Origin of the sequence: Halobacillus mangrovi (assembly GCF_002097535.1) — a bacterium.
Lineage (GTDB): Bacteria > Bacillota > Bacilli > Bacillales > Halobacillaceae > Halobacillus > Halobacillus mangrovi_A.
Genome location: NZ_CP020772.1, coordinates 2,451,610 through 2,471,544 on the forward strand (window position 1 = coordinate 2,451,610; position 19,935 = coordinate 2,471,544).

At 42.2% G+C, this 19,935-nt stretch carries 19 protein-coding genes; 1 reads left to right on the forward strand and 18 read right to left on the reverse strand.

From position 1 onward, the window contains the following. Nucleotides 1–13: 13 nt before the first annotated feature. The 6 genes from priA to HM131_RS12085 form a co-directional block, all read right to left on the reverse strand. Nucleotides 14–2,425 carry a primosomal protein N' gene (priA, locus tag HM131_RS12060; RefSeq protein ID WP_085029996.1) on the reverse strand — a complete coding sequence of 804 codons (2,412 nt, stop codon included), beginning with the start codon at nt 2,423–2,425 and terminating at the stop codon, nt 14–16. Beyond that, complete coding sequence (gene coaBC / locus HM131_RS12065) at nt 2,422–3,627, reverse strand: bifunctional phosphopantothenoylcysteine decarboxylase/phosphopantothenate--cysteine ligase CoaBC (RefSeq protein ID WP_085029997.1); 1,206 nt, start codon at nt 3,625–3,627, stop codon at nt 2,422–2,424. Before coaBC ends, priA begins: the two co-directional genes overlap by 4 nt. Nucleotides 3,628–3,744: 117 nt before the next feature. After that, a complete protein-coding gene (rpoZ, locus tag HM131_RS12070; protein WP_085029998.1) occupies nt 3,745–3,972 on the reverse strand; it encodes a DNA-directed RNA polymerase subunit omega in 228 nt (75 codons plus the stop codon). Nucleotides 3,973–3,975: 3 nt separating this feature from the next. Next, nucleotides 3,976–4,587 carry a guanylate kinase gene (gene gmk / locus HM131_RS12075; RefSeq protein ID WP_085029999.1) on the reverse strand — a complete coding sequence of 204 codons (612 nt, stop codon included), beginning with the start codon at nt 4,585–4,587 and terminating at the stop codon, nt 3,976–3,978. 13 nt (nt 4,588–4,600) lie between these two features. Beyond that, nucleotides 4,601–4,864 (reverse strand): extracellular matrix/biofilm regulator RemA, encoded by a 264-nt coding sequence (remA, locus tag HM131_RS12080; protein ID WP_035545527.1) that lies wholly within the window; start codon nt 4,862–4,864, stop codon nt 4,601–4,603. A 79-nt stretch (nt 4,865–4,943) separates the two neighbouring features. After that, complete coding sequence (locus HM131_RS12085; RefSeq protein ID WP_085030000.1) at nt 4,944–5,825, reverse strand: YicC/YloC family endoribonuclease; 882 nt, start codon at nt 5,823–5,825, stop codon at nt 4,944–4,946. Between the two features lie 150 nt (nt 5,826–5,975). Between HM131_RS12085 and HM131_RS12090 the strand changes: the two genes are divergently transcribed. Beyond that, nucleotides 5,976–7,685, forward strand: a complete 1,710-nt coding sequence (locus tag HM131_RS12090; RefSeq protein WP_085030001.1) for an Rqc2 family fibronectin-binding protein — start codon at nt 5,976–5,978, stop codon at nt 7,683–7,685. A gap of 94 nt (nt 7,686–7,779) precedes the next feature. Here HM131_RS12090 and HM131_RS12095 read toward each other — a convergent pair whose 3' ends face one another. From HM131_RS12095 to HM131_RS12155, 12 genes are all read right to left on the reverse strand, one after another. Further along, nucleotides 7,780–8,595 (reverse strand): undecaprenyl-diphosphate phosphatase, encoded by an 816-nt coding sequence (locus tag HM131_RS12095; RefSeq protein ID WP_085030002.1) that lies wholly within the window; start codon nt 8,593–8,595, stop codon nt 7,780–7,782. A gap of 76 nt (nt 8,596–8,671) precedes the next feature. After that, a complete protein-coding gene (locus HM131_RS12100; protein ID WP_085030003.1) occupies nt 8,672–8,860 on the reverse strand; it encodes a hypothetical protein in 189 nt (62 codons plus the stop codon). Between the two features lie 68 nt (nt 8,861–8,928). Next, nucleotides 8,929–9,255, reverse strand: a complete 327-nt coding sequence (locus HM131_RS12105; protein ID WP_085030004.1) for a hypothetical protein — start codon at nt 9,253–9,255, stop codon at nt 8,929–8,931. A 110-nt stretch (nt 9,256–9,365) separates the two neighbouring features. Continuing rightward, nucleotides 9,366–9,863, reverse strand: a complete 498-nt coding sequence (locus HM131_RS12110; protein ID WP_198162620.1) for a GyrI-like domain-containing protein — start codon at nt 9,861–9,863, stop codon at nt 9,366–9,368. Nucleotides 9,864–10,328: 465 nt separating this feature from the next. Beyond that, nucleotides 10,329–10,955 carry an orotate phosphoribosyltransferase gene (gene pyrE / locus HM131_RS12120; protein ID WP_232324774.1) on the reverse strand — a complete coding sequence of 209 codons (627 nt, stop codon included), beginning with the start codon at nt 10,953–10,955 and terminating at the stop codon, nt 10,329–10,331. Then, the gene (gene pyrF, locus HM131_RS12125) at nt 10,924–11,652 is read right to left on the reverse strand and encodes an orotidine-5'-phosphate decarboxylase (protein WP_085030007.1); all 729 of its coding nucleotides are present in this window, start codon (nt 11,650–11,652) and stop codon (nt 10,924–10,926) included. Before pyrF ends, pyrE begins: the two co-directional genes overlap by 32 nt. After that, nucleotides 11,618–12,550 (reverse strand): dihydroorotate dehydrogenase, encoded by a 933-nt coding sequence (locus tag HM131_RS12130; RefSeq protein WP_085030008.1) that lies wholly within the window; start codon nt 12,548–12,550, stop codon nt 11,618–11,620. The genes pyrF and HM131_RS12130 overlap by 35 nt, the downstream gene beginning before the upstream one ends. Further along, on the reverse strand, nt 12,547–13,308 hold the full coding sequence (locus HM131_RS12135) for a dihydroorotate dehydrogenase electron transfer subunit (protein ID WP_085030009.1): 762 nt from the start codon (nt 13,306–13,308) through the stop codon (nt 12,547–12,549). The genes HM131_RS12130 and HM131_RS12135 overlap by 4 nt, the downstream gene beginning before the upstream one ends. After that, nucleotides 13,305–16,505, reverse strand: a complete 3,201-nt coding sequence (carB, locus tag HM131_RS12140) for a carbamoyl-phosphate synthase large subunit (protein WP_085030010.1) — start codon at nt 16,503–16,505, stop codon at nt 13,305–13,307. The genes HM131_RS12135 and carB overlap by 4 nt, the downstream gene beginning before the upstream one ends. Next, nucleotides 16,484–17,593, reverse strand: coding sequence for a carbamoyl phosphate synthase small subunit (locus HM131_RS12145; RefSeq protein WP_085030011.1), 1,110 nt, complete (start codon nt 17,591–17,593; stop codon nt 16,484–16,486). Before HM131_RS12145 ends, carB begins: the two co-directional genes overlap by 22 nt. Continuing rightward, nucleotides 17,574–18,866: a dihydroorotase gene (locus HM131_RS12150; RefSeq protein ID WP_085030012.1), complete on the reverse strand. Its 1,293-nt coding sequence runs from the start codon at nt 18,864–18,866 to the stop codon at nt 17,574–17,576. Before HM131_RS12150 ends, HM131_RS12145 begins: the two co-directional genes overlap by 20 nt. Then, complete coding sequence (locus tag HM131_RS12155) at nt 18,867–19,763, reverse strand: aspartate carbamoyltransferase catalytic subunit (protein ID WP_085030013.1); 897 nt, start codon at nt 19,761–19,763, stop codon at nt 18,867–18,869. Nucleotides 19,764–19,935 lie beyond the last annotated feature (172 nt).

Consider the following 19,935-nt stretch of genomic DNA (forward strand, 5'->3'; position numbering starts at 1 on the left):
TGTAGCTCCTTTCTTACATCAACTGGTACGGTTGAAAATCTACAATGATTTGCAATCCGTTTTCTTGTTTCATTTCATCTTCATAGTAATGCAGAATTCGTTCAATTAATTTCCGCTGCTCTGGTTCCTTCTTGTATTTTACCATGCATTGGTACCGATATCTATTGTTGATCCGAGTCAGGGCAGAGGGAGTTGGCCCTAGAATATAGGACTGATTGGAAAGCTTCTGCTGCATAAATTGAACAATCTTCCGGGTAACTTCCTGGACCTTCAACTGGTTTGGATGAGAGACCGTAATTAAGGTCAAAAAATAGTATGGCGGGTAATTGAATGCCTTTCTGATCTTCATCTCTTCCGCAAAAAATTGTTCATACTCATATTGACTCGCAAGATCAATACTGTAATGGTCAGGTGTGTACGTTTGCACAATCACTTCACCAGGCTTTTCGTGGCGCCCTGCTCTTCCGCTGACTTGGGTAAGCAGCTGGAAAGTCTTTTCAGAAGCGCGGAAATCCGGGAGATTCAGCATTGCATCCGCAGCTAACACGCCGACAAGTGTGACGTTACCAAAATCAAGACCTTTCGCAATCATTTGGGTCCCAAGGAGAATGTCAGCTTCTTTGTTTCCAAACTTCGTAAGCAGACGCTCATGGGCTCCCTTCCTTCGAGTTGTATCTACGTCCATTCTTAATACTCTTGCTTCCGGAACCAATTGCTGCAATGCTTCTTCTACCTTCTGTGTGCCTGTCCCAAAGTAACGGATGGTTTTACTTTCACATTCTGGACATTGAGTTGGCATCGATTCTTCGTGAGAACAGTAGTGGCATTTTAAACGATTTTGATTCTTATGATAAGTTAAGGCAATATCACAGTGTGGACATTCCTGAACGTGACCGCAGTCGCGACACATGACGAAGGTTGAATAGCCTCGCCTGTTTAAGAAGAGCACCACTTGTTCTCCTTTTGTTAGCCGATCCTCTATTTTCTCTATTAAAATACGAGAAAACATCGAACGGTTTCCGTCATGAAGCTCTTCTCTCATATCTATCAGCTCTACTTCAGGCATGACAGCATCATTCATCCGTTTTGAAAGTGTTAGGAGCTGATAATTTCCCTTGACTGCACGTGCGTAGCTTTCTAGTGCCGGTGTTGCACTGCCGAGAACAACAGGACATTGATGATTCTTTGCTCTTTCAATTGCCACGTCTCGTGCATGATAACGTGTCCGATCTTCTTGTTTATAACTCGTCTCATGTTCTTCATCTATAATAATGAGTCCGATCTTCGTGAACGGTGCAAAAATCGCTGACCTCGCTCCAACTACGACTTGAACTTCTTTTCGTTGAATTTTTCTCCATTCATCATATTTCTCTCCTGCAGATAGGGCACTGTGCAAAACCGCAACATTTGAGCCAAATCTTCCTTTAAAACGTTCAACCATTTGGGGCGTCAAAGCAATCTCTGGCACGAGCATAACCGCTTCTTTTCCATCATCGATTACTCTTTGAATTGATTGCAAATAGACTTCTGTCTTCCCGCTGCCAGTCACTCCATGCAGAAGAAACACATCATGCTGCTTTTCTTCTATCGTTTTTAAGATTGGCTGAATTGCCAGTGCCTGCTCTTCTGTAAGTTCAAATGGTTGTGTTCGTTTAAATTCTCTATTTTCATATGGATCTCTAAAGACTTCTTGTTTAAATTCCCTTATAATTCCTTGTTTTACAAGAGGTTTCAAGGATGCAGAAGTCGTTGATAAAGTTTCAAGCAAGTGTTTCTTTGGCATAGGCTCCTGATGGTCCATGAAAAATTCTACGATTGCCCGTTGTTTCTTTGCCTTCGATGAAAGGTCCACAAGTACTTCTTCAAGTCCTATTTCATCCATTTTCGGTTCAACCATAGGAGTAACCTTTTTAGTTTCCCTGCTTTTAACTTCGTAGTGAACATCAACTTCCCCTTCGTCGATATGTTTTCGCAGGATATGATAACTGATCCCGGCTTGTTCGAATTCCTCGTAATCAATAACCGCTCTTCCACCAAAAACATTCTCAAGCTCTGAATTCAGCTTTTCTTCTGAAAGCTTCCAAAGTTCTTTACGATACTTTGCTTTCATCACTTGAGGAAGCATGACCTGAAGGCAAGAAATATAAAAGCTGAGCGTTTGTTGAGAAAGCCATTTTCCGAGGTGAAGAAGTTCATGAGTCAGGACAGGAGTAACGTCTAGGACATCAATGATGTTCTTCACCTTGGTAAAGTCAGTTTTCTCCGCTAGTGATACGACATACCCCATAATCTTTCTCGGTCCAAATGGAATAATGACACGCACCCCCGGCTGAACGATCCCTTCGAATTTTTTTGGGACTCTGTAATCAAATGGACGGTTTGTATTTTGAGAAGGGACGTCAACAATTACATTAGCTATACTCACGCATAGTCACCCTTCATCTGACGGGCAGCTTCCTCAATAATCCTCTTAGCCAGATCATCTTTACTCATAAGTGGAAAAGATTTTTGTTCTCCATCCTTCGTCAGCCAAAGAGATACATTGGTATCGACCCCAAAACCAGCCCCTTCTTCCGATACGTTATTGATTACTATAGCGTCCAGGTTTTTCGATTTAAGTTTCTGCCTGCCGTACTCCTCTACATCCTGCGTCTCCGCTGCGAACCCTATTAAGTATTGATGTTCCTTTCGTTCGCCTAGTTCCATTAAAATATCTCTTGTTCGCTCCATCTCAACGACATATTCTCCAGGAGTTTTTTTCATCTTTTGATCATACGTCACTCTTGGGCGGTAATCAGCCACCGCTGCGGATTTAATCACTAACTCACTCGCAGGATAATGCTCAAGCACTTGATGATACATCTCTTCTGCTGTTGTCACATCAATACGCCTAACCCCTGCTGGAGTCGATAGTCCTACAGGTCCAGAAACCAACGTCACTTCAGCTCCTAACGATGAAGCTTGACGAGCCAGCGCATACCCCATCTTTCCTGTTGAAGGATTAGTAAAAAAACGCACAGGATCGATCTTTTCCCTTGTAGGTCCTGCAGTGATCAGTACTTTAACTCCTTTAAGCAGCTGCTTCTTTTTCTGTTCTTCTTCCAATACCTTTACAATGGTTTCAGGCTCTTCTAAACGTCCTTTCCCTACGTATCCACATGCAAGGTAACCTTCCCCTGGTTCAATGAATTTGAAGCCCCAGTCATCCAGTTGTTTCATATTGTGCATGACAGCAGGATGACTATACATATGTACATTCATGGCCGGCGCTAAATAAACAGGAGCCTCTGTTGCCAGGAGTGTAGTGGTCAGCATGTCGTCAGCTATACCTCCGGTAAGTTTACCAATGACATTGGCGGTCGCGGGTGCAAGCAAAATCAAGTCAGCCCAGTCGGCGACATCGATATGTTGAATTTGGGAGGGATCCTGTTCGTCGAACGTATCTGTGTAAACAGGTTGTCTTGATAAAGCCTGGAATGTAGTCGGTGCAACAAATTTTTGTGCGCTTTCTGTCATAATTACCTTTACATGAGCCCCGGACTGGACTAACTTACTAGTCAAGGCAGCTGCTTTATAGGCAGCAATTCCTCCTGAAACCCCTAAAACAATTCTTTTTCCTTTTAACATCCGACACACTCCTTCTGTTGTGAACCCGAAATATGTTTGAACAATTTTCTAAAACTTAGAGCAATTGATAAGAAAAACCGCGCTAATTAGGTATTAATAGCGCGGCTCTTGCATGCATTATGTCGTTTCAGTACGAGACTGGATTTCATCGGAATACGTGAAATTCAGTTTCCCATCACGGATTTCCTCAAGTGCCACTCCTACTTGCTGATGAGAAGTTGGATTATCTATCATCGGAGCACTTCCTTGTTTCAGTTCACGTGCTCTTCTAGCTGAAAGAGTAACAAGAGTGTACTTGGATTTAATCTGCTTTTGTAAAGAATCAATAGATGGCTCTAACATCATAACTTATTCCTCCAATGCTTTTTTATATTGATTGGCCACACGTTCACGTTTGCAATGTTCACTTGAAACGATGGATTGTACCTTTTTCACGGCATGATTAATTTCATCATTAACAACGACGTAATCATACGCATCCATCATATCGATCTCTTCTTTCGCCGCAAGCAATCGATTTTTCACTTTTTCTTCTGTTTCCGTTCCTCGATTGACAATGCGGTCTTTCAATTCTTCCAAAGAAGGTGGAATCAAGAAGATAAAAACGCCCTGAGGGAAGTTCTCGCGGACTTTCAATGCGCCCTGCACCTCTATCTCAAGGAATACATCTTTTCCTTCATTCAAGGTTTGTTCGACATACTGCCTTGGTGTTCCATAATAATTACCAACGTATTCGGCATGTTCGATCAGCTGCCCTTCACTGATCAATTTTTCAAATTCATCGCGGCTTTTGAAAAAATAATCTACTCCATCTACCTCGCCCTCACGGGGGGCACGCGTCGTCATGGATATGGAATAGCGCAAGTCTGTCGATTGTTCAAAAAGTGCCTTTCGCACTGTTCCTTTCCCAACACCCGAAGGTCCGGAAAGAATGAATAAAATTCCTTTCTCATCTATCACAGCAAAGGTCCTCCTAGTTCTCGTCTGATATCTCGTCGTTATTGATTACGCGCTGACCGACTGTCTCAGGTTGAACAGCGGATAAAACGACATGGTCACTGTCTGTCACGATGACCGCACGGGTACGGCGTCCGTATGTAGCATCTACTAATTTATTATTGTCACGTGCAACGGTAATGATACGTTTGATTGGAGCGGACTCCGGAGAAACGATCGAAATAATCCGGTTTGCTGAAACCACATTACCAAAGCCGATATTAATTAATTTTAAACTCAAAGCTGTCTCCTCCTTCTTCGTGCGAAACCTAAAAATGACTACCTCTATTATATGAAAAAACTAGCGGTAAACACAATTGTTATTCAACATTTTGGACTTGTTCTTTCATTTTCTCGATTTCATTCTTTAAATCTACGACCCACTCGGTCAGCTTTGCATCATTGGACTTAGAGCCAATCGTATTCACTTCCCTGTGCATTTCCTGTACTATAAAATCAAGACGGCGGCCGATAGGTTCTTCCAGCGTCAGGATCTGCGAGAACTGAGATAAGTGGGAATGCATGCGAGTAATTTCTTCCGTCACGTCCCCTTTTTCAGCAAGGATGCCAACCTCTTGTAAAATTCTCGTATCATCTAGTTGAATTTCTTCTCTGGTATATTCTTCGATCCTTGCACGGATACGCTCTTTATATTCTTCCACTACCCAAGGTCTTCGCTCTTCCAGCTTCTCCAAGAATGAGCTTACTTTTGAAATTCTTTGCAGCAAGTCTTTTTTAAGACGCTCACCCTCTGCCTTCCTCATTACAATCACGCGATTTAAAGCATCCTCCATTGAAGAGGTCAGTGCTTCCTGTAATTCATTTGTATTCTCTTCGATCTCTTGCACCGAGAACACATCCTCTAACTTGGTAACCATATCAATAGATATATGTTCAGTCAAATCGTACCGAGCCTTGATTCCCTTCAATTTTTCTAAGTATTGATCTAAAATCCGCCAGTCTACATCTACTTTCTTTTCAAATATACTTTGTCCTTCAACCGTTATGAATAAGTCAATACGCCCTCTTGAAAGAACTTCTCGAATTTTTCGTTTTAATTTTTCTTCTATGAACAATAGATTCCGCGGCAGTTTTGCAGAAATGTCCAAATAACGGTGGTTAACAGAACGAATTTCCACATGAAGGCGAGTTTCTCCGACTTCAATACTCTTTTTCCCATAACCTGTCATACTTTTGACCATATATCATCACATCCAACTATCTATTAGAATCTCCTATCTAATTTTACCAAAATACTCAAACGTAATGCGAATCATTGACTATATTAAATCATATATTTAGAGATTCAGAAGAAAATCATGCTATACTGAAATCTTAGAGAGGTGAACGCTATGTCTTTTGATGGAATTGTAACTAGAGCGATTACGAACGAATTAAACGAAACAATTCAGTCCGGAAGAGTTATGAAAATTTATCAGCCTACTGATACGGAACTGATTTTCACAGTAAGGGCACAAAGAAAAAATCACACCCTTTTACTATCTGCACATTCGAGTTATGCGCGTTTTCATTTAACCGAAGACCAATATTCTAATCCGAAAGAGCCTCCTATGCTCTGTATGCTCCTGCGTAAACATCTTGTCGGGGGGTTCATTGAGAATATTGAACAAGTGGAAATGGAACGAATCGTCAAGTTCCATATACGGAGCAGGAATGAAATCGGAGACGAAACGGTTAAAACGTTAATTATCGAGGTCATGGGAAAACATTCTAATATCCTTCTGATTGATGAAGAACAGGGGCATATTTTAGACAGCATCAAACATTTGCCCCCTTCTCAAAACCGGCATCGAACGATTATGCCAGGACAGCCATACAAACTCCCGCCAGAACAAGGAAAAATAAGCCCAATAGATTTGGAACCAAAATCACTGATAAAAAAACTGGATTTTAATGCTGGCAAGATGGATAAACAAATCCTTGGTGTGGTTATGGGATTCTCCCCAATGATCACAAAAGAAATTGCTTATCAAGCCAACCTTGGAGGGCCTGAAGCTTATAAAAAGGCTTATGATCAAGTACGGGAGCGAATCTTAAACCACGATTATCAACCACAGGTACATTTTGGAGATCGAGAACAGTTTCATGTTCTGCCGCTCCATGGTTTTTCTGATGAAGCAGAGGAATTTGATAGCGTCAGTGCTATGCTAGACGCCTACTACTCAGGAAAAGCAGAACGAGATCGTGTCAAACAGCAAGCCGGAGATCTCTACCGTCTTTTGAAAAACGAAAAAGATAAAAATGTTCGGAAAATCAAGAAGCATCACCACACACTGAAAAAATCAGAATCAGCCGAAGAGTATCAGCGACTTGGCGAACTTTTGACCGCTCATATGCATATGGTCAAAAACGGAGATAGCGAAGTAACGGTCATTGATTATTACGATCCTGACCAAGCGGAAAGAACGATTGAACTGAATCCGAATAAAACTCCAAGTGAAAATGCTCAAAGCTATTTCCAAATCTATCAAAAGCTGAAAAAATCAAAGCAAGTGGTCCAACAGGAAATTAAAAAAGCAGAAGATGAGATTTCATATTTTGAAAGGCTTATTCAGCAAGTTGAATCTGCTCGCGAGCAAGATATTGAAGAAATTAGAGAAGAGCTGCGTGAACAGGGTTATTTAAAGAAGAAACCTTCTCCATCGAATAAAAAGAAAAACAAACCTTCAAAGCCGGCACCTGAAAGCTTTGTGTCGAGTGATGGTACGCCCATTTTTGTAGGACGAAATAATAAGCAAAATGAATACCTGACAAATCGGATGGCCAACAAATCGGATATTTGGCTGCACGCGAAAGACATCCCAGGGTCTCACGTCGTGATACGGGATGAAAACCCTTCTGAAGATACACTATTTGAGGCAGCTCAATTGGCAGCCAATTTTAGTAAATCTAGTCAATCTTCCACCGTGCCTGTCGATTACACGCAGATCAAACATGTGAAGAAGCCATCGGGTGCGAAACCAGGATATGTTATTTATGATCATCAACAAACTTTGTTTGTCACACCTGAATCATCTTATGTTAAGAGATTAAAAAACTAGCTAAGGAAAAAAGCCGTGACTCCTAAGGTCACGGCTTTTTTCCTTATACGGATTTTTTCCAATCGTTGCTAGAAGTTTTTGTGTGTATTCTAAGCTAAACATAGAGCATATAGATCACGCCTACTAAGATTAATCGGTAAATCGCAAAAGGAATAAGCTTGATCTTATTGATGAGCCTCAAAAAAAACTGAATCGAAAGAAAAGCAAAGATAAACGCACTTATGAATCCAGCAGCAAACAGTGGAAGTGCGTTCAGTGAAAAAAATTCAATATTCTTGTAAAGAGACAAGCAGCTTGCCCCAAGCATAATTGGAACAGCCATAATAAAGGTGAAATCAGCAGCAGAGCGATGACTCATGCCAAACATAACACCTGCTGAAATCGTTGAACCAGAACGTGAGAAACCTGGCCATAAAGAAAAACATTGAACTAAACCGATAAGAAACGCTTGTTGGTAAGTCATTTGATCGACAGTTTGTGCTATTGGAGCTTTGGGGGATATAAAGTCTGCAACAATCATCAAGACAGCTCCAAGAGCCAAACCAATCATAACAGTTTCTACGGTAAATAAATATCCGTCAATATAGTCTTCTAAAGCTATCCCAAGTATCGTTGCGGGGAGTAAACCGACTAGGACTTGACCTAGTTTCAGCTTTACTCTTGCTTCACCTTCCTTAAATCCAAGTAATGAAGCAAAACGATCTTTGAATAGGACGACTACGGCTAAGATTGATCCAAGCTGGACAACAACCTTGAATGTATTTGCCACGGATTCTCCCAAAAATTCACTGGAATGCAGCCACATCTCATCTACAAGAATCATATGCCCCGTCGAGGAAACCGGGGCAAATTCAGTCAAGCCTTCAAACATCCCAAGTACAATTACTTTCAATAAATGAATAAAATCCATGTCCATCTCCACTCAATTGATTTCTAACGTTAATCATAGTAATGGTGGGGGAAGGGCAAATAACCCCCACCCTCACTTATTTTATATTTACCAATTGTTTTATCTGCTCACTATTAAACATCGTCCATGAGAAATCAATCCAGTATTCTTCCCAGTGGACACCTGCGATCCATCCAGATAAGTAGATTCCACCAACGAGCACCAAAAGAATTATAATCGACATGGCGTAGGATTCAATCTCATCTTTAAATTTATCAACTCTCATGTAATTTTTATCTCCTCATTACAAGCCTAATTTTGTTCGTTATCTTGATGCATGTGTAATGAGGAAAGTCATAAATAGTTTGAGTGGAATTTTCTTTGAATCATAAACCCCTGAGACGCAAGATAGACATTTAGGCGAATTGGAGGTTTTCGATTGTACTTTTCTTTTAATAAGAGTAGGAGGAACAGAGCAGTAAGCGATAAAGACGGCCCGTCCTTTTCCTTTGTAACAAATAGATGAAGGTAAGGAGCTTTATGATCAGACATAACGATATCTGAAGAATAAAATGTAAAACTAGTAGCCTGCTCATTTGTTCGGTCAATAAAATTTGGGTGATTTACGAACACAAATACGAATAGTGCAGGTAATAAAAGAGCCAGCCTAAAGTTGTCCAACGCTTCTGCCTCCTTCCTTTCCCTATTATATCAACTATTGGAAAAGTCTAGTACTACAATAAATCAATGTACAAGCCTTTAATATAAAAAACTGAAGACCCAGTGAGTCATCAGCTTTGTTGATCTTTTTTTATTATTGGAATTAATATATCAAAGTGTGGATTATCAAATTCACGTTCTTCTGGGTAGCGTTCATGCTTAATCGGAAGCGGATCGTAATAGGTTTTACCAGCTTCTTCATAAGGCTTATAATCACATTCCATAATCCATTGATAGATTTTGTCGTAGGTTTCTCCGATATTTTGATTTTTACGATGGTGAACCTTCAAGTAAGTCAATTCGGGAATTTTAATGTCTACCATTCCTTCAGGGATTGGATGATCTTCATCCACTTCATAACTTGAATAATGGACGAATCCATCAGGACGCAGATGATAAGATAATCCTAGTTGGATATCAGGTTCGATGGCGTCAACCTCATCTATTTTCTGACTCATTCTATCGATGATTTTCTTTAACTCTGGTACCTCCTCATAAGGCCCATCCCACTTCAGCCCGATTGCACGATAAGCTGGAAGCGTAACGATTTCTTTATTCAAATCAACCATTACATCACTCCTTTTTTACATTTATATCTGTGTAGTTCGTTATAAATCCAGGAAACCCTGCATCGAATAACAATACAAATGAGAAAAACCGTAATGGAGATCTCCATTACGGTTTCACATAACTACGTTAAAAAGTAAGCGAAAATAGCGATTGACCCAAGATAGGAAAAAACGGCTTGAGCCCAATACCTATTTCTTTCATTCCTTAACATGTAAACATTCCACAATATGAATAGAGTTAGCGAGCCGACTAAACTGAGAAGCGGTTCCCATGACCACATCGACTCCATGAAAGAGAAAGCCACCCATGTGTATAAATAAACAAAACAAGTTAAAAGTCCCAGGGAGGCATTCATTAAAATAAAAAAGGAATGTTTTTTGGATTTCATTGTCATCGACATCACCAATACTTTCTGATGATTCCATCGTACAAGTAAGGGCTTTAAATAGCAACTGTCCGGCAGTTTAAGAGTTTGTAAAGATGTAAGGGTCATTACGCCATTGCGCCATACGTTCTCTCTCATTTTCATTCATTAGGCTGTCGTTTACTAGCTGTTCCAAAAGCTCTTCATAGCTTGCGATTGAGTGATAGGTCAACCCTTTTTCATTGAAGGCATCCTTTGCTGTTTGAAGTCCATACGTAAAGATGGATAACACTTCAACGACTTCAACACCTTCTGTTTTTAAGGCTTCAGCTGCTTGTATCGAGGACTTCCCAGTGGAGACTAGATCCTCAATGATTACCACACGCTGCCCAGCTTCGATCTTTCCTTCAATCTGATTGCCTTTTCCATGTTTTTTTGCTGATGAACGTACGTAAACCATTGGCAGGTCCAGCTTTTCTGCTACCCAGGCCGCATGGGGGATCCCTGCTGTTGCACATCCAGCGATCACATCCACTGGCTTCTCCAGCTTCTGGATTTTTTCTACAAATGCATCAGCAATACGGCGGCGGATCTCAGGATAAGACATTGTCAGCCGATTATCACAGTAAATAGGAGAGCGTAAACCTGATGTCCACGTAAACAAGTCCTCTGTTTCAATTTTTACTGCACCGATTTTAATTAAGTCTTGAATGATGTTGGAAGTCACCGTGAAATTCCTCCTTGATTTGTTGGTAGACGGCATGAGGATCGTCGGCTTCCCTGATTGCCCGTCCTACAACGATGGAATCACTCCCCTTCTCCATCGCGACTGCAGGGGTAGCGACACGCTTTTGGTCATGCTTAATGCCACCTTCAAGTCTTATGCCGGGAGTCAAAGCATAAAGGTTTGTGTATTCTTTGATCATTTGTGACTCTTCAACAGAGCAGACCACGCCGTCTACTCCGTTTATCTCTGCAAGCTCGCCATAATGCTCGACAACCTCTATTAATGGGCGATCAAGTAAAAGTTCTTTTTCAATCATCGTTTGATCTGTCGAGGTGAGCATCGTTACAGCTAATAGTAAAGGACGCTCCTCTGGTGATCCTTCCTCAAGCCCTCTTCTTGCGGCTTCCATCATCGTTCCGCCTCCTTGAGCATGGACGTTAACAACATCGACGTTCAACTTGGCGAGATTAAGCATCGTGCGCCTTACTGTTTCTGGGATGTCATGCAACTTCAAATCAAGAAAGATGGAGTGGCCCGCTTCTTTTAACTGGTGGATCATTCCGGGACCTTCGCGGTAAAAGAGTTCCATTCCTACTTTAACTGGAATACCACATAGATGATGGTTTTCCAGAAATTCCATTGCTTCTTGTCCTGTTTCAAAATCAAGCGCGAAATACACCGGCTCGAGACGTTTCATGGTGCGCACCTCCAATAGCTCCCTTTAAAGATTGGAAGCCGAATTTTTTCAGAGTCACAGGTAATTCATCAATAATCTCTTTACAGATTATAGGATTTTTGAAATTAGCGCTTCCGATTGCTACAGCACTTGCCCCGGCAAGCAAGAATTCAATGACATCCTCTGCTGTTTCAATACCACCCATTCCTATGATCGGCAGGTCGATCTCCCTGTACACCTGATAAATCATACGAATAGCTATAGGCTTGATCGCAGCTCCTGATAATCCGCCTGTATGGTTTGAAATAATCGGTTTTCTCGTAGCAGGATCGATACGCATGCCTGTCAAGGTATTGATCATCGTCAACCCATGTGCACCTCCTGCCTGAACGGCTTTTGCCATCGATACGATATCCGTGACATTTGGTGATAGCTTTACATAGACAGGAACGACACTTGCCTCTACAACTTTTCTGGTTACCTCTTCAGCCAGTAGAGGATCCGTACCAAACTGCACGCCTCCCTCTTTTACATTAGGACAGGAGATGTTTAATTCAAGAGCATTCACGTGATGAGAAATCTTTTCGGCTACTTGCACATACTCTTCCACGGTGCTTCCAGCTACATTAGCCATAATCGGCATGTCGTATTCTTGTAAAAACGGAACCTCGTTCTTAATGATTGAGTCTACGCCAGGGTTCTGCAATCCGATCGCATTCAGCATGCCGCTTGAAGTTTCAGCAACCCTTGGAGTACCATTTCCAAACCGCTTTTCACCTGTAGCAGCTTTCATAATAACAGCGCCAAGGTCGGACAAGTTATAAAACTGTGCGAACTCTTTCCCAAAGCCGAAGCATCCAGAAGCGGGCATGATCGGGTTTTTTAAATGTAGACCCGGTAATGTCTGATGGAGATTCATGAAAGCACGACCTCCTTCGCATCAAAGACAGGACCATCACAACAGATCCTTCTATACCCCTTTTCATCATTCGAAGGGACCACACAAGCAAAGCATGCACCTATTCCACAGCCCATACGTTCTTCCATTGAAATATAGCCTGGAACACCTGTAAGCTCACTTGTTACTGCTTTTAACATTACAGTCGGACCACAAGTAAAGTACGTATCAAAGCTTCCTTTTACATAAGGAAAAAGATCTGTCACTAGTCCTTGATGACCTAAGGTGCCATCATTTGTAGTCACATATACGTCTCCAAGTGCTTCGAATTCATCAGTTAGAAAAGCTTGTTCAGCAGATTGGAATCCAAGAATACTCGTTACTTGTACACCTTTTTTCTCAAGCTGCTTTGCTAAATAATATAGGGGAGGCACTCCAATGCCTCCTCCAACAAGTAAAGCTTTCTTTGTGTTGATCTTATCGATAGGAAACCCTTGCCCACCGGGTCCAAGGACATCAACTTTCTCAGCGACTTTCTTTTCTGTCATTGCATCTGTACCTTTTCCCATTACTTTGTAAAGAAGAGTCATCGTTTTATTTTCCATGTCAATATTAGAGATGGAAACCGGACGGCGCAAATAATATTCTTTACTTACTTGAATGTGCACGAATTGGCCTGGCTCTGACACGTCACCGACCATCTCGCCCTTAAGGACGAGACGGTAAGTTTGTCTTGCAATTTCTTGGTGTTCGATGATCGTCATCCATTCACGTCTCATGACGTCACCCTTTCCACTGGTGTAATAGCACGGGCGCTAAAGGACATCGCATTAATGACGTCTACAATGGTTCGTGCCGTATCAAGGCTCGTTAAGCAGGCAATGCCGTGCTCCACGGCTTCTCTTCTGATGCGGAAACCGTCCGATCTTGCTCTCATTCCTTTATTAAGCGTGTTGACTACCACTTGGACATCACCATTCTGAATTAGATCGATCACATCTCGCTGAGTAGAACCGACTTTTCCTACTGCTTCAACTGGTATGTTTGCTTCTTCGATAACCGATGCCGTCCCCTCTGTTGCGAATAGCTGGAAGCCTAGTTCGTAGAATGTTTCTGCAATCGAAAGCATTTCATTTTTATCTTTGTCAGCCACTGTCAAAAGAACAGATCCATGAGTAGGGATCTTCAGTCCTGCAGACGTCATTCCTTTGTATAAGGCTTTTTCTAGCGTTTCGTCATATCCAATTACTTCTCCTGTGGACTTCATCTCTGGTCCGAGCGTCGTATCAACGCTGCGCAGTTTTTCAAAAGAGAAGACAGGAACTTTTACGTAAACGCCATTCGGTTTTTGGGCTACCCCTGATGAATATCCATATTCTTTCAAACGATTGCCTAGGATAACGTAGGTAGCGAGCCTTGCCATTGGTACGCCAGTAATTTTACTCAAAAATGGAACTGTACGGCTAGCACGTGGATTTACCTCAAGTACATAAGCTGTTCCTTTATAAACGACAAACTGAATGTTGATTAATCCTTTCATGTTCAGTTCTCGAGCAATCTTCGTCGTAGCATCAATGCACTGTTGCTCAAGCTCTTGAGATAAGCGCTGAGTAGGATAAACAGCCATTGAATCTCCTGAGTGCACCCCAGCACGTTCGATGTGCTCCATAATTCCAGGGATGAAGACATCTTCACCATCTGAGATCGCATCTACTTCAATCTCCATGCCAGTCATATACTTATCGACTAGGATCGGATGTCCGTTATGGACCGTTACATTGTTTTCTAAATACGATTCTAGTTCAGCTTCAGAATACACAATCGCCATCGCTCGCCCACCAAGTACATAAGATGGACGGACGACAACCGGATATCCAACTTTTTCAGCAGCAGCAAAAGCTTCTTCTTCACTCGTTACACTTTCCCCACCTGGCTTGGCGATTTCGAGTTTATTCAGTAATTGTTCAAACAAATCACGGTCTTCTGTCTGATTGATTGCATCCATAGTTGTTCCTAGAATTTGCACACCTTGACGGCTCAAATCTTCCACAAGGTTAATCGCAGTCTGACCGCCAAACTGTACAATCACGCCTTCCGGCTGTTCCAGGTCAATGACATTCATGACGTCTTCTAGCGTGAGAGGTTCAAAGTAAAGCTTGTCTGATACACTGAAGTCTGTAGAAACCGTTTCTGGATTATTGTTCATGATAATTGCTTCGTAGCCCATTTCTTTTAATGCGAGCACAGAGTGGACAGTTGCATAGTCAAATTCGACTCCTTGCCCGATACGAATTGGACCCGAACCGATGACAAGTACTTTCTTATTCGCAGACTGAACGGATTCATTTTCTTCTTCATAGCTGCTATAAAAGTATGGTGTCTCTGAAGCGAACTCTCCTGCACACGTATCCACCATCTTGTAGACAGGGCGGATATTATGCTCTCGGCGTATCTCAAGCACTTCTTCAATCGTTTTATCTGTCACTCTTGCGATTTGTTGATCGGAAAAACCGACTCTTTTCACCTTTTCTAAGAGATCTGTAGTGAGCCCATCTTTCATAAGCGACTCTTCAAGATCTATAATTCGGTTCATTTTGAAAAGGAAGAAGTAGTCGATGCCAGTGATTTCATGAATGGCTTCAAGCGTATATTTTCTTCTTAATGCTTCAGCCAGTACGAAAATTCGTTCATCATCCGCCTTCTTCATTCTTATTTGCAGTTCTTCATCAGATAAGTTGAGAAGCGATGGAAGGTAAAGGTCTTCTGTCACACCTTCAAGAGAGCGAACCCCTTTTAACAACGACTCTTCAAGTGTACGGCCGATCGACATGACTTCACCTGTCGCCTTCATTTGTGTACCAAGTCTGCGATTTCCTTTGGCGAATTTATCAAATGGCCAACGGGGAATCTTTGTTACCACATAATCTAAAGCCGGTTCGAAGCATGCGTAAGTCGTTCCAGTGATTGGATTTTTAATTTCATCGAGCGTCATGCCAATTGCAATTTTCGCAGCCAGTTTAGCAATCGGATAGCCGGTTGCCTTGGAGGCTAAAGCAGAGGAACGACTGACCCTTGGGTTTACCTCGATGATGTAGTACTGAAAGCTGTGCGGGTCAAGAGCAAGCTGAACATTACAGCCGCCTTCAATATTTAATGCACCGATAATGTCTAACGAGGCATTTCGAAGCATTTGATATTCCCTGTCACTAAGCGTCTGGGATGGAGCGACAACAATGGAGTCCCCTGTATGGATACCGACTGGGTCAAAGTTTTCCATGTTACAAACGACAATTTTGTTATCGTTGCTATCACGCATGACTTCATATTCGATCTCTTTAAAGCCAGCAATATTTTTCTCGATCAAACACTGGCTGACTGGTGACATTGACAATCCGTTTCGAGCTGTTTCTCTCAGTTCAGCTTCGTTGTCACACATGCCTCCGCCAGCTCCCCCCATCGTATAAGCTGGACGGACGATCACCGGATAACCGATGTCTTCAGCGAAGTTAACCGCCTCATCCACTGAGCTGACGATTTCACTTTCGGGAACTGGCTGATTCATTTGATGCATGAGAGCGCGGAATTTTTCACGATCTTCCGCTTGTTCAATCGCATCGAGAGGAGTACCAAGGAGTTCCACCTTGTATTGCTCGAGAATACCTGATTCACTAAGCTCTACTGCCATGTTTAGTCCTGTCTGGCCTCCTAGTGTAGGTAGAATCGCATCTGGCTTTTCTTTGCGAATGATTTTACTCATGAAATCAAGCGTGAGCGGCTCCATATAGACCTGATCAGCAAACGTATGATCCGTCATGATCGTTGCTGGGTTTGAGTTAGCTAAAATAACCTCGTAGCCTTCTTCTTTTAAAGATTGGCAAGCTTGAGTACCGGAATAATCAAATTCCGCTGCCTGTCCGATGACGATCGGTCCTGATCCGATTACTAGAATTTTCTTTATATCTGTACGCTTTGGCATGTGGAGTCCTCCTTCTTCGTTCCTTGTGTATCTTTAATACGCTTTAAAAATTCATCAAATAGATGTGAGGTATCTTCAGGTCCAGGTGAGCTCTCTGGGTGATACTGAACGGAGAACACAGGGTGCCGTAAATGTTCAAGCCCTTCAACTGTTTCGTCGTTCAACGAAAATTGAGTAAGTCGCAGTTTAGTAGATTCTAGGGATTCTGGATCAACGGCATAACCGTGATTTTGAGAAGTAATAAAAGTTCTTCCAGTCCGTAGATCCTTCACAGGCTGGTTAGCCCCTCTATGTCCGAATTTCATTTTAGATGTATCTGCACCGGCAGCAAGAGCTATTAGCTGGTGACCGAGGCAAATACCGAACACCGGAATTACACCGATCAGGTCACGGATAGTTTGAATCGCTTCTGGTACACTTTTGGGATCTCCTGGGCCATTAGAGAGCATGACTCCATCTGGTTTCAAACGTTCAATTTCTTCTGCAGACGTATTATAAGGTACGACGGTCACGTGACAATTTCTTTTCGTAAACTCTCGTAAAATGCCATGTTTCATGCCGTAATCTACAAGGACGATGCGGTATCCGCGTCCGGGTACAACATAAGGCTTAACCGTTGACACTTGCTTTACTTGATCGGTTGCCAGAGGAGTATCCTCAAGGATTCTCAGCACTTCCTCTACAGAACGATCGACAGAAGTTATCATCGCTTTCATCGTTCCATACTCACGAATGATTTTGGTTAGCTTTCTTGTATCAATCCCGCTAATTCCAGGGATTTTTTTAGCTTTAAGAAAAGAGTCCAGTGTTTCCTCATTTCTAAAGTTAGAAGGAAACTCGCAATGCTCTTTTACAATGACACCTAAAATAGCAGGGTTGACCGTTTCAAAATCATCACGATTAATCCCATAATTTCCGACCAATGGATAAGTGAAGGTTACGAGCTGGCCACAGTAAGAAGGATCAGAAATAACTTCTTGATACCCTGTCATCCCTGTATTGAATACTACCTCTCCAATCGTTTCCCGGTCACTTCCAAATCCTTCTCCTTTAAACACCGTACCATCCTCAAGAACGAGCTGTTTCATATTTAGCCTCCTCAAATACGATTTCTCCATTTACTAGTGTTATAACTGGCCATCCTTTTAATTTCCAGCCATGGAAAGGGCTGTTCTTCCCTTTTGAAACCAATTGATGTCTATCTACTTCTTTTTCTGAATCTAAGTCTACAATGGTCAAATCAGCTGGTACTCCTTCTTCCAAACGACCATAAGGGAGTGAAAAGGTCTCTGCAGGCTTGACTGTCAGCCATTCTACTAAGTCTTTCACTGTAGCCAATCCAGTTTCAACCATATGGGTATATAAAAGCGGAAAAGCTGTTTCAAGACCTGTAATTCCAAAAGGAGAATATCGGAACCCTTGCTGCTTTTCTTCCTCAGTATGTGGTGCATGGTCTGTCGCAATAAAATCGATTGTCCCATCATGCAAGCCTTCTATTAACGCTTTTTGATCTTCTTTTGAACGAAGCGGTGGATTCATTTTGAAGAGTGCATTGTCTTCTTTGACATCTGTTTCATTGAGTAAAATATGATGCGGTGTAACTTCAGCGGTTACTTTGATTCCAACACGCTTTGCGTCTCTGATGACTCTGACAGATTCTTTTGTAGAAACGTGACAGACATGGTAATGGCAGTCTGCTGCTTCAGCTAAAAGCACGTCACGAGCAATTTGTACGGATTCTGCGATATTCGGAATTCCAGGCAGGTCCAGACGCTCACTGACTTCTCCCTGGTGTGAAACACCGCCATAAACGAGTGAATTGTCTTCACAATGAGCTACAATCGCTTTATTTAACCGACTTGCCTGCTTCATGGCTTCGAACATTTTTCCTGCCGTTTGTACACCGACCCCGTCATCTGTAAAAGCAAATGCTCCAAGATTACTTAAAGTTTCCATGTCGACAATCTCTTTTCCAAGCTGCCTAGTGGTGATCGATGCGTAAGGAAGAACTCGTACGCTTGCATCTATATTAATTTTTTCGAATAGTGCTGTTAAAGTTTCAGGGGAGTCTGGAACCGGGCGTGTGTTAGGCATGGCACATACGGTTGTAAAACCTCCTTTTGCAGCGGCTTTCGTTCCGGTTTCGATGGTTTCTTTCGCTTCTCCACCTGGCTCTCTTAAGTGAACATGGACATCCACCAATCCTGGCAGAAGCAGTTGACCTTTTGCATCGATCGTGTGATCTGCTTGTTGATCAATTGTATCTGCAACCATAGAAATTTTACCTTGTGAAATCAGTACCTCACATTTCTCATAAGATCCGTTTACAATTCGCTTAGCGTTGATAATTTTTCTACTCATTTAAAGCTCTCCTTTCATAAGGGCTTGGATAACGGCCATTCTCACTGTCACACCGTTGGTCATTTGCCTGAAGATCCTCGATTTACTAGATTCAACCAATTCACTATCTATCTCCACTCCACGGTTGACTGGTGCAGGATGAAGAATAATAGCATGATCTTTCATGCGAGCTTCACGTTCCTTTGTTAGTCCGAATTGTTCCAAATAGGACGTGGATGACATCGTTTGATCGTGTCTTTCATGCTGAATCCGTAACAGCATCAACACATCACAACGATCGACTGCCTCGTCCATCGTTATGTAATTAGTCGTGAGAGAGTGATCCTGCCACTCTGGCTTTGTGACAAAAGATACATTTACTCCTAACTGTTTCAAGGCATGAGCATTTGATCTGGCAACCCGGCTATGCTTTAAGTCTCCAGCAATCGCTACATTCAAACCTTGAAAACTAGTAAAGTGCTCATGGATCGTGTATAAATCAAGCAGGGATTGAGTGGGGTGTTCTCCACAACCATCTCCTGCATTAATAAGAGAGAGATTCAGTTCTTCCGCACAGCTGTTCAGCAAACCGACTTCTGATTGGCGAACAACTGCCAGCTCAACACCAATGGCTTCAAGAGTTTTTAATGTATCGTAGAGGCTTTCCCCTTTTGTAATGCTTGAATCCATGCCATCTAAATGGAGAACCTCCATTCCAAGTCTCTTCTCCGCAATATGGAAACTGCTCTTAGTCCTTGTACTTGGTTCAAGGAATAAATTTGCAGCAAAGCGGCTTTGCAAAGGTGAAGGTCCATTGCCTTTTTCTATTTCCTTAACCATGGAAAACAACTGGTGAATATCTTCGTTTGATAAATGCTTCATGGAAAGTAATTGTTTTCTCGAGCTGATCAAATTCATGTTCATCTCTCCTTTTTGTGGTCTCAGGTACGCCACTCTTCACATTCGTTACCTGGTAGTCTCTTCCTTAATCTCGGTGCCAGGTATGAAAAAAGCACCCCCAGGTGTGCTGGGGGTGCTTTGCTCGCATGACAAGCGAGCCAAACCCTAGTACACCTTTGTGAGCCTCACT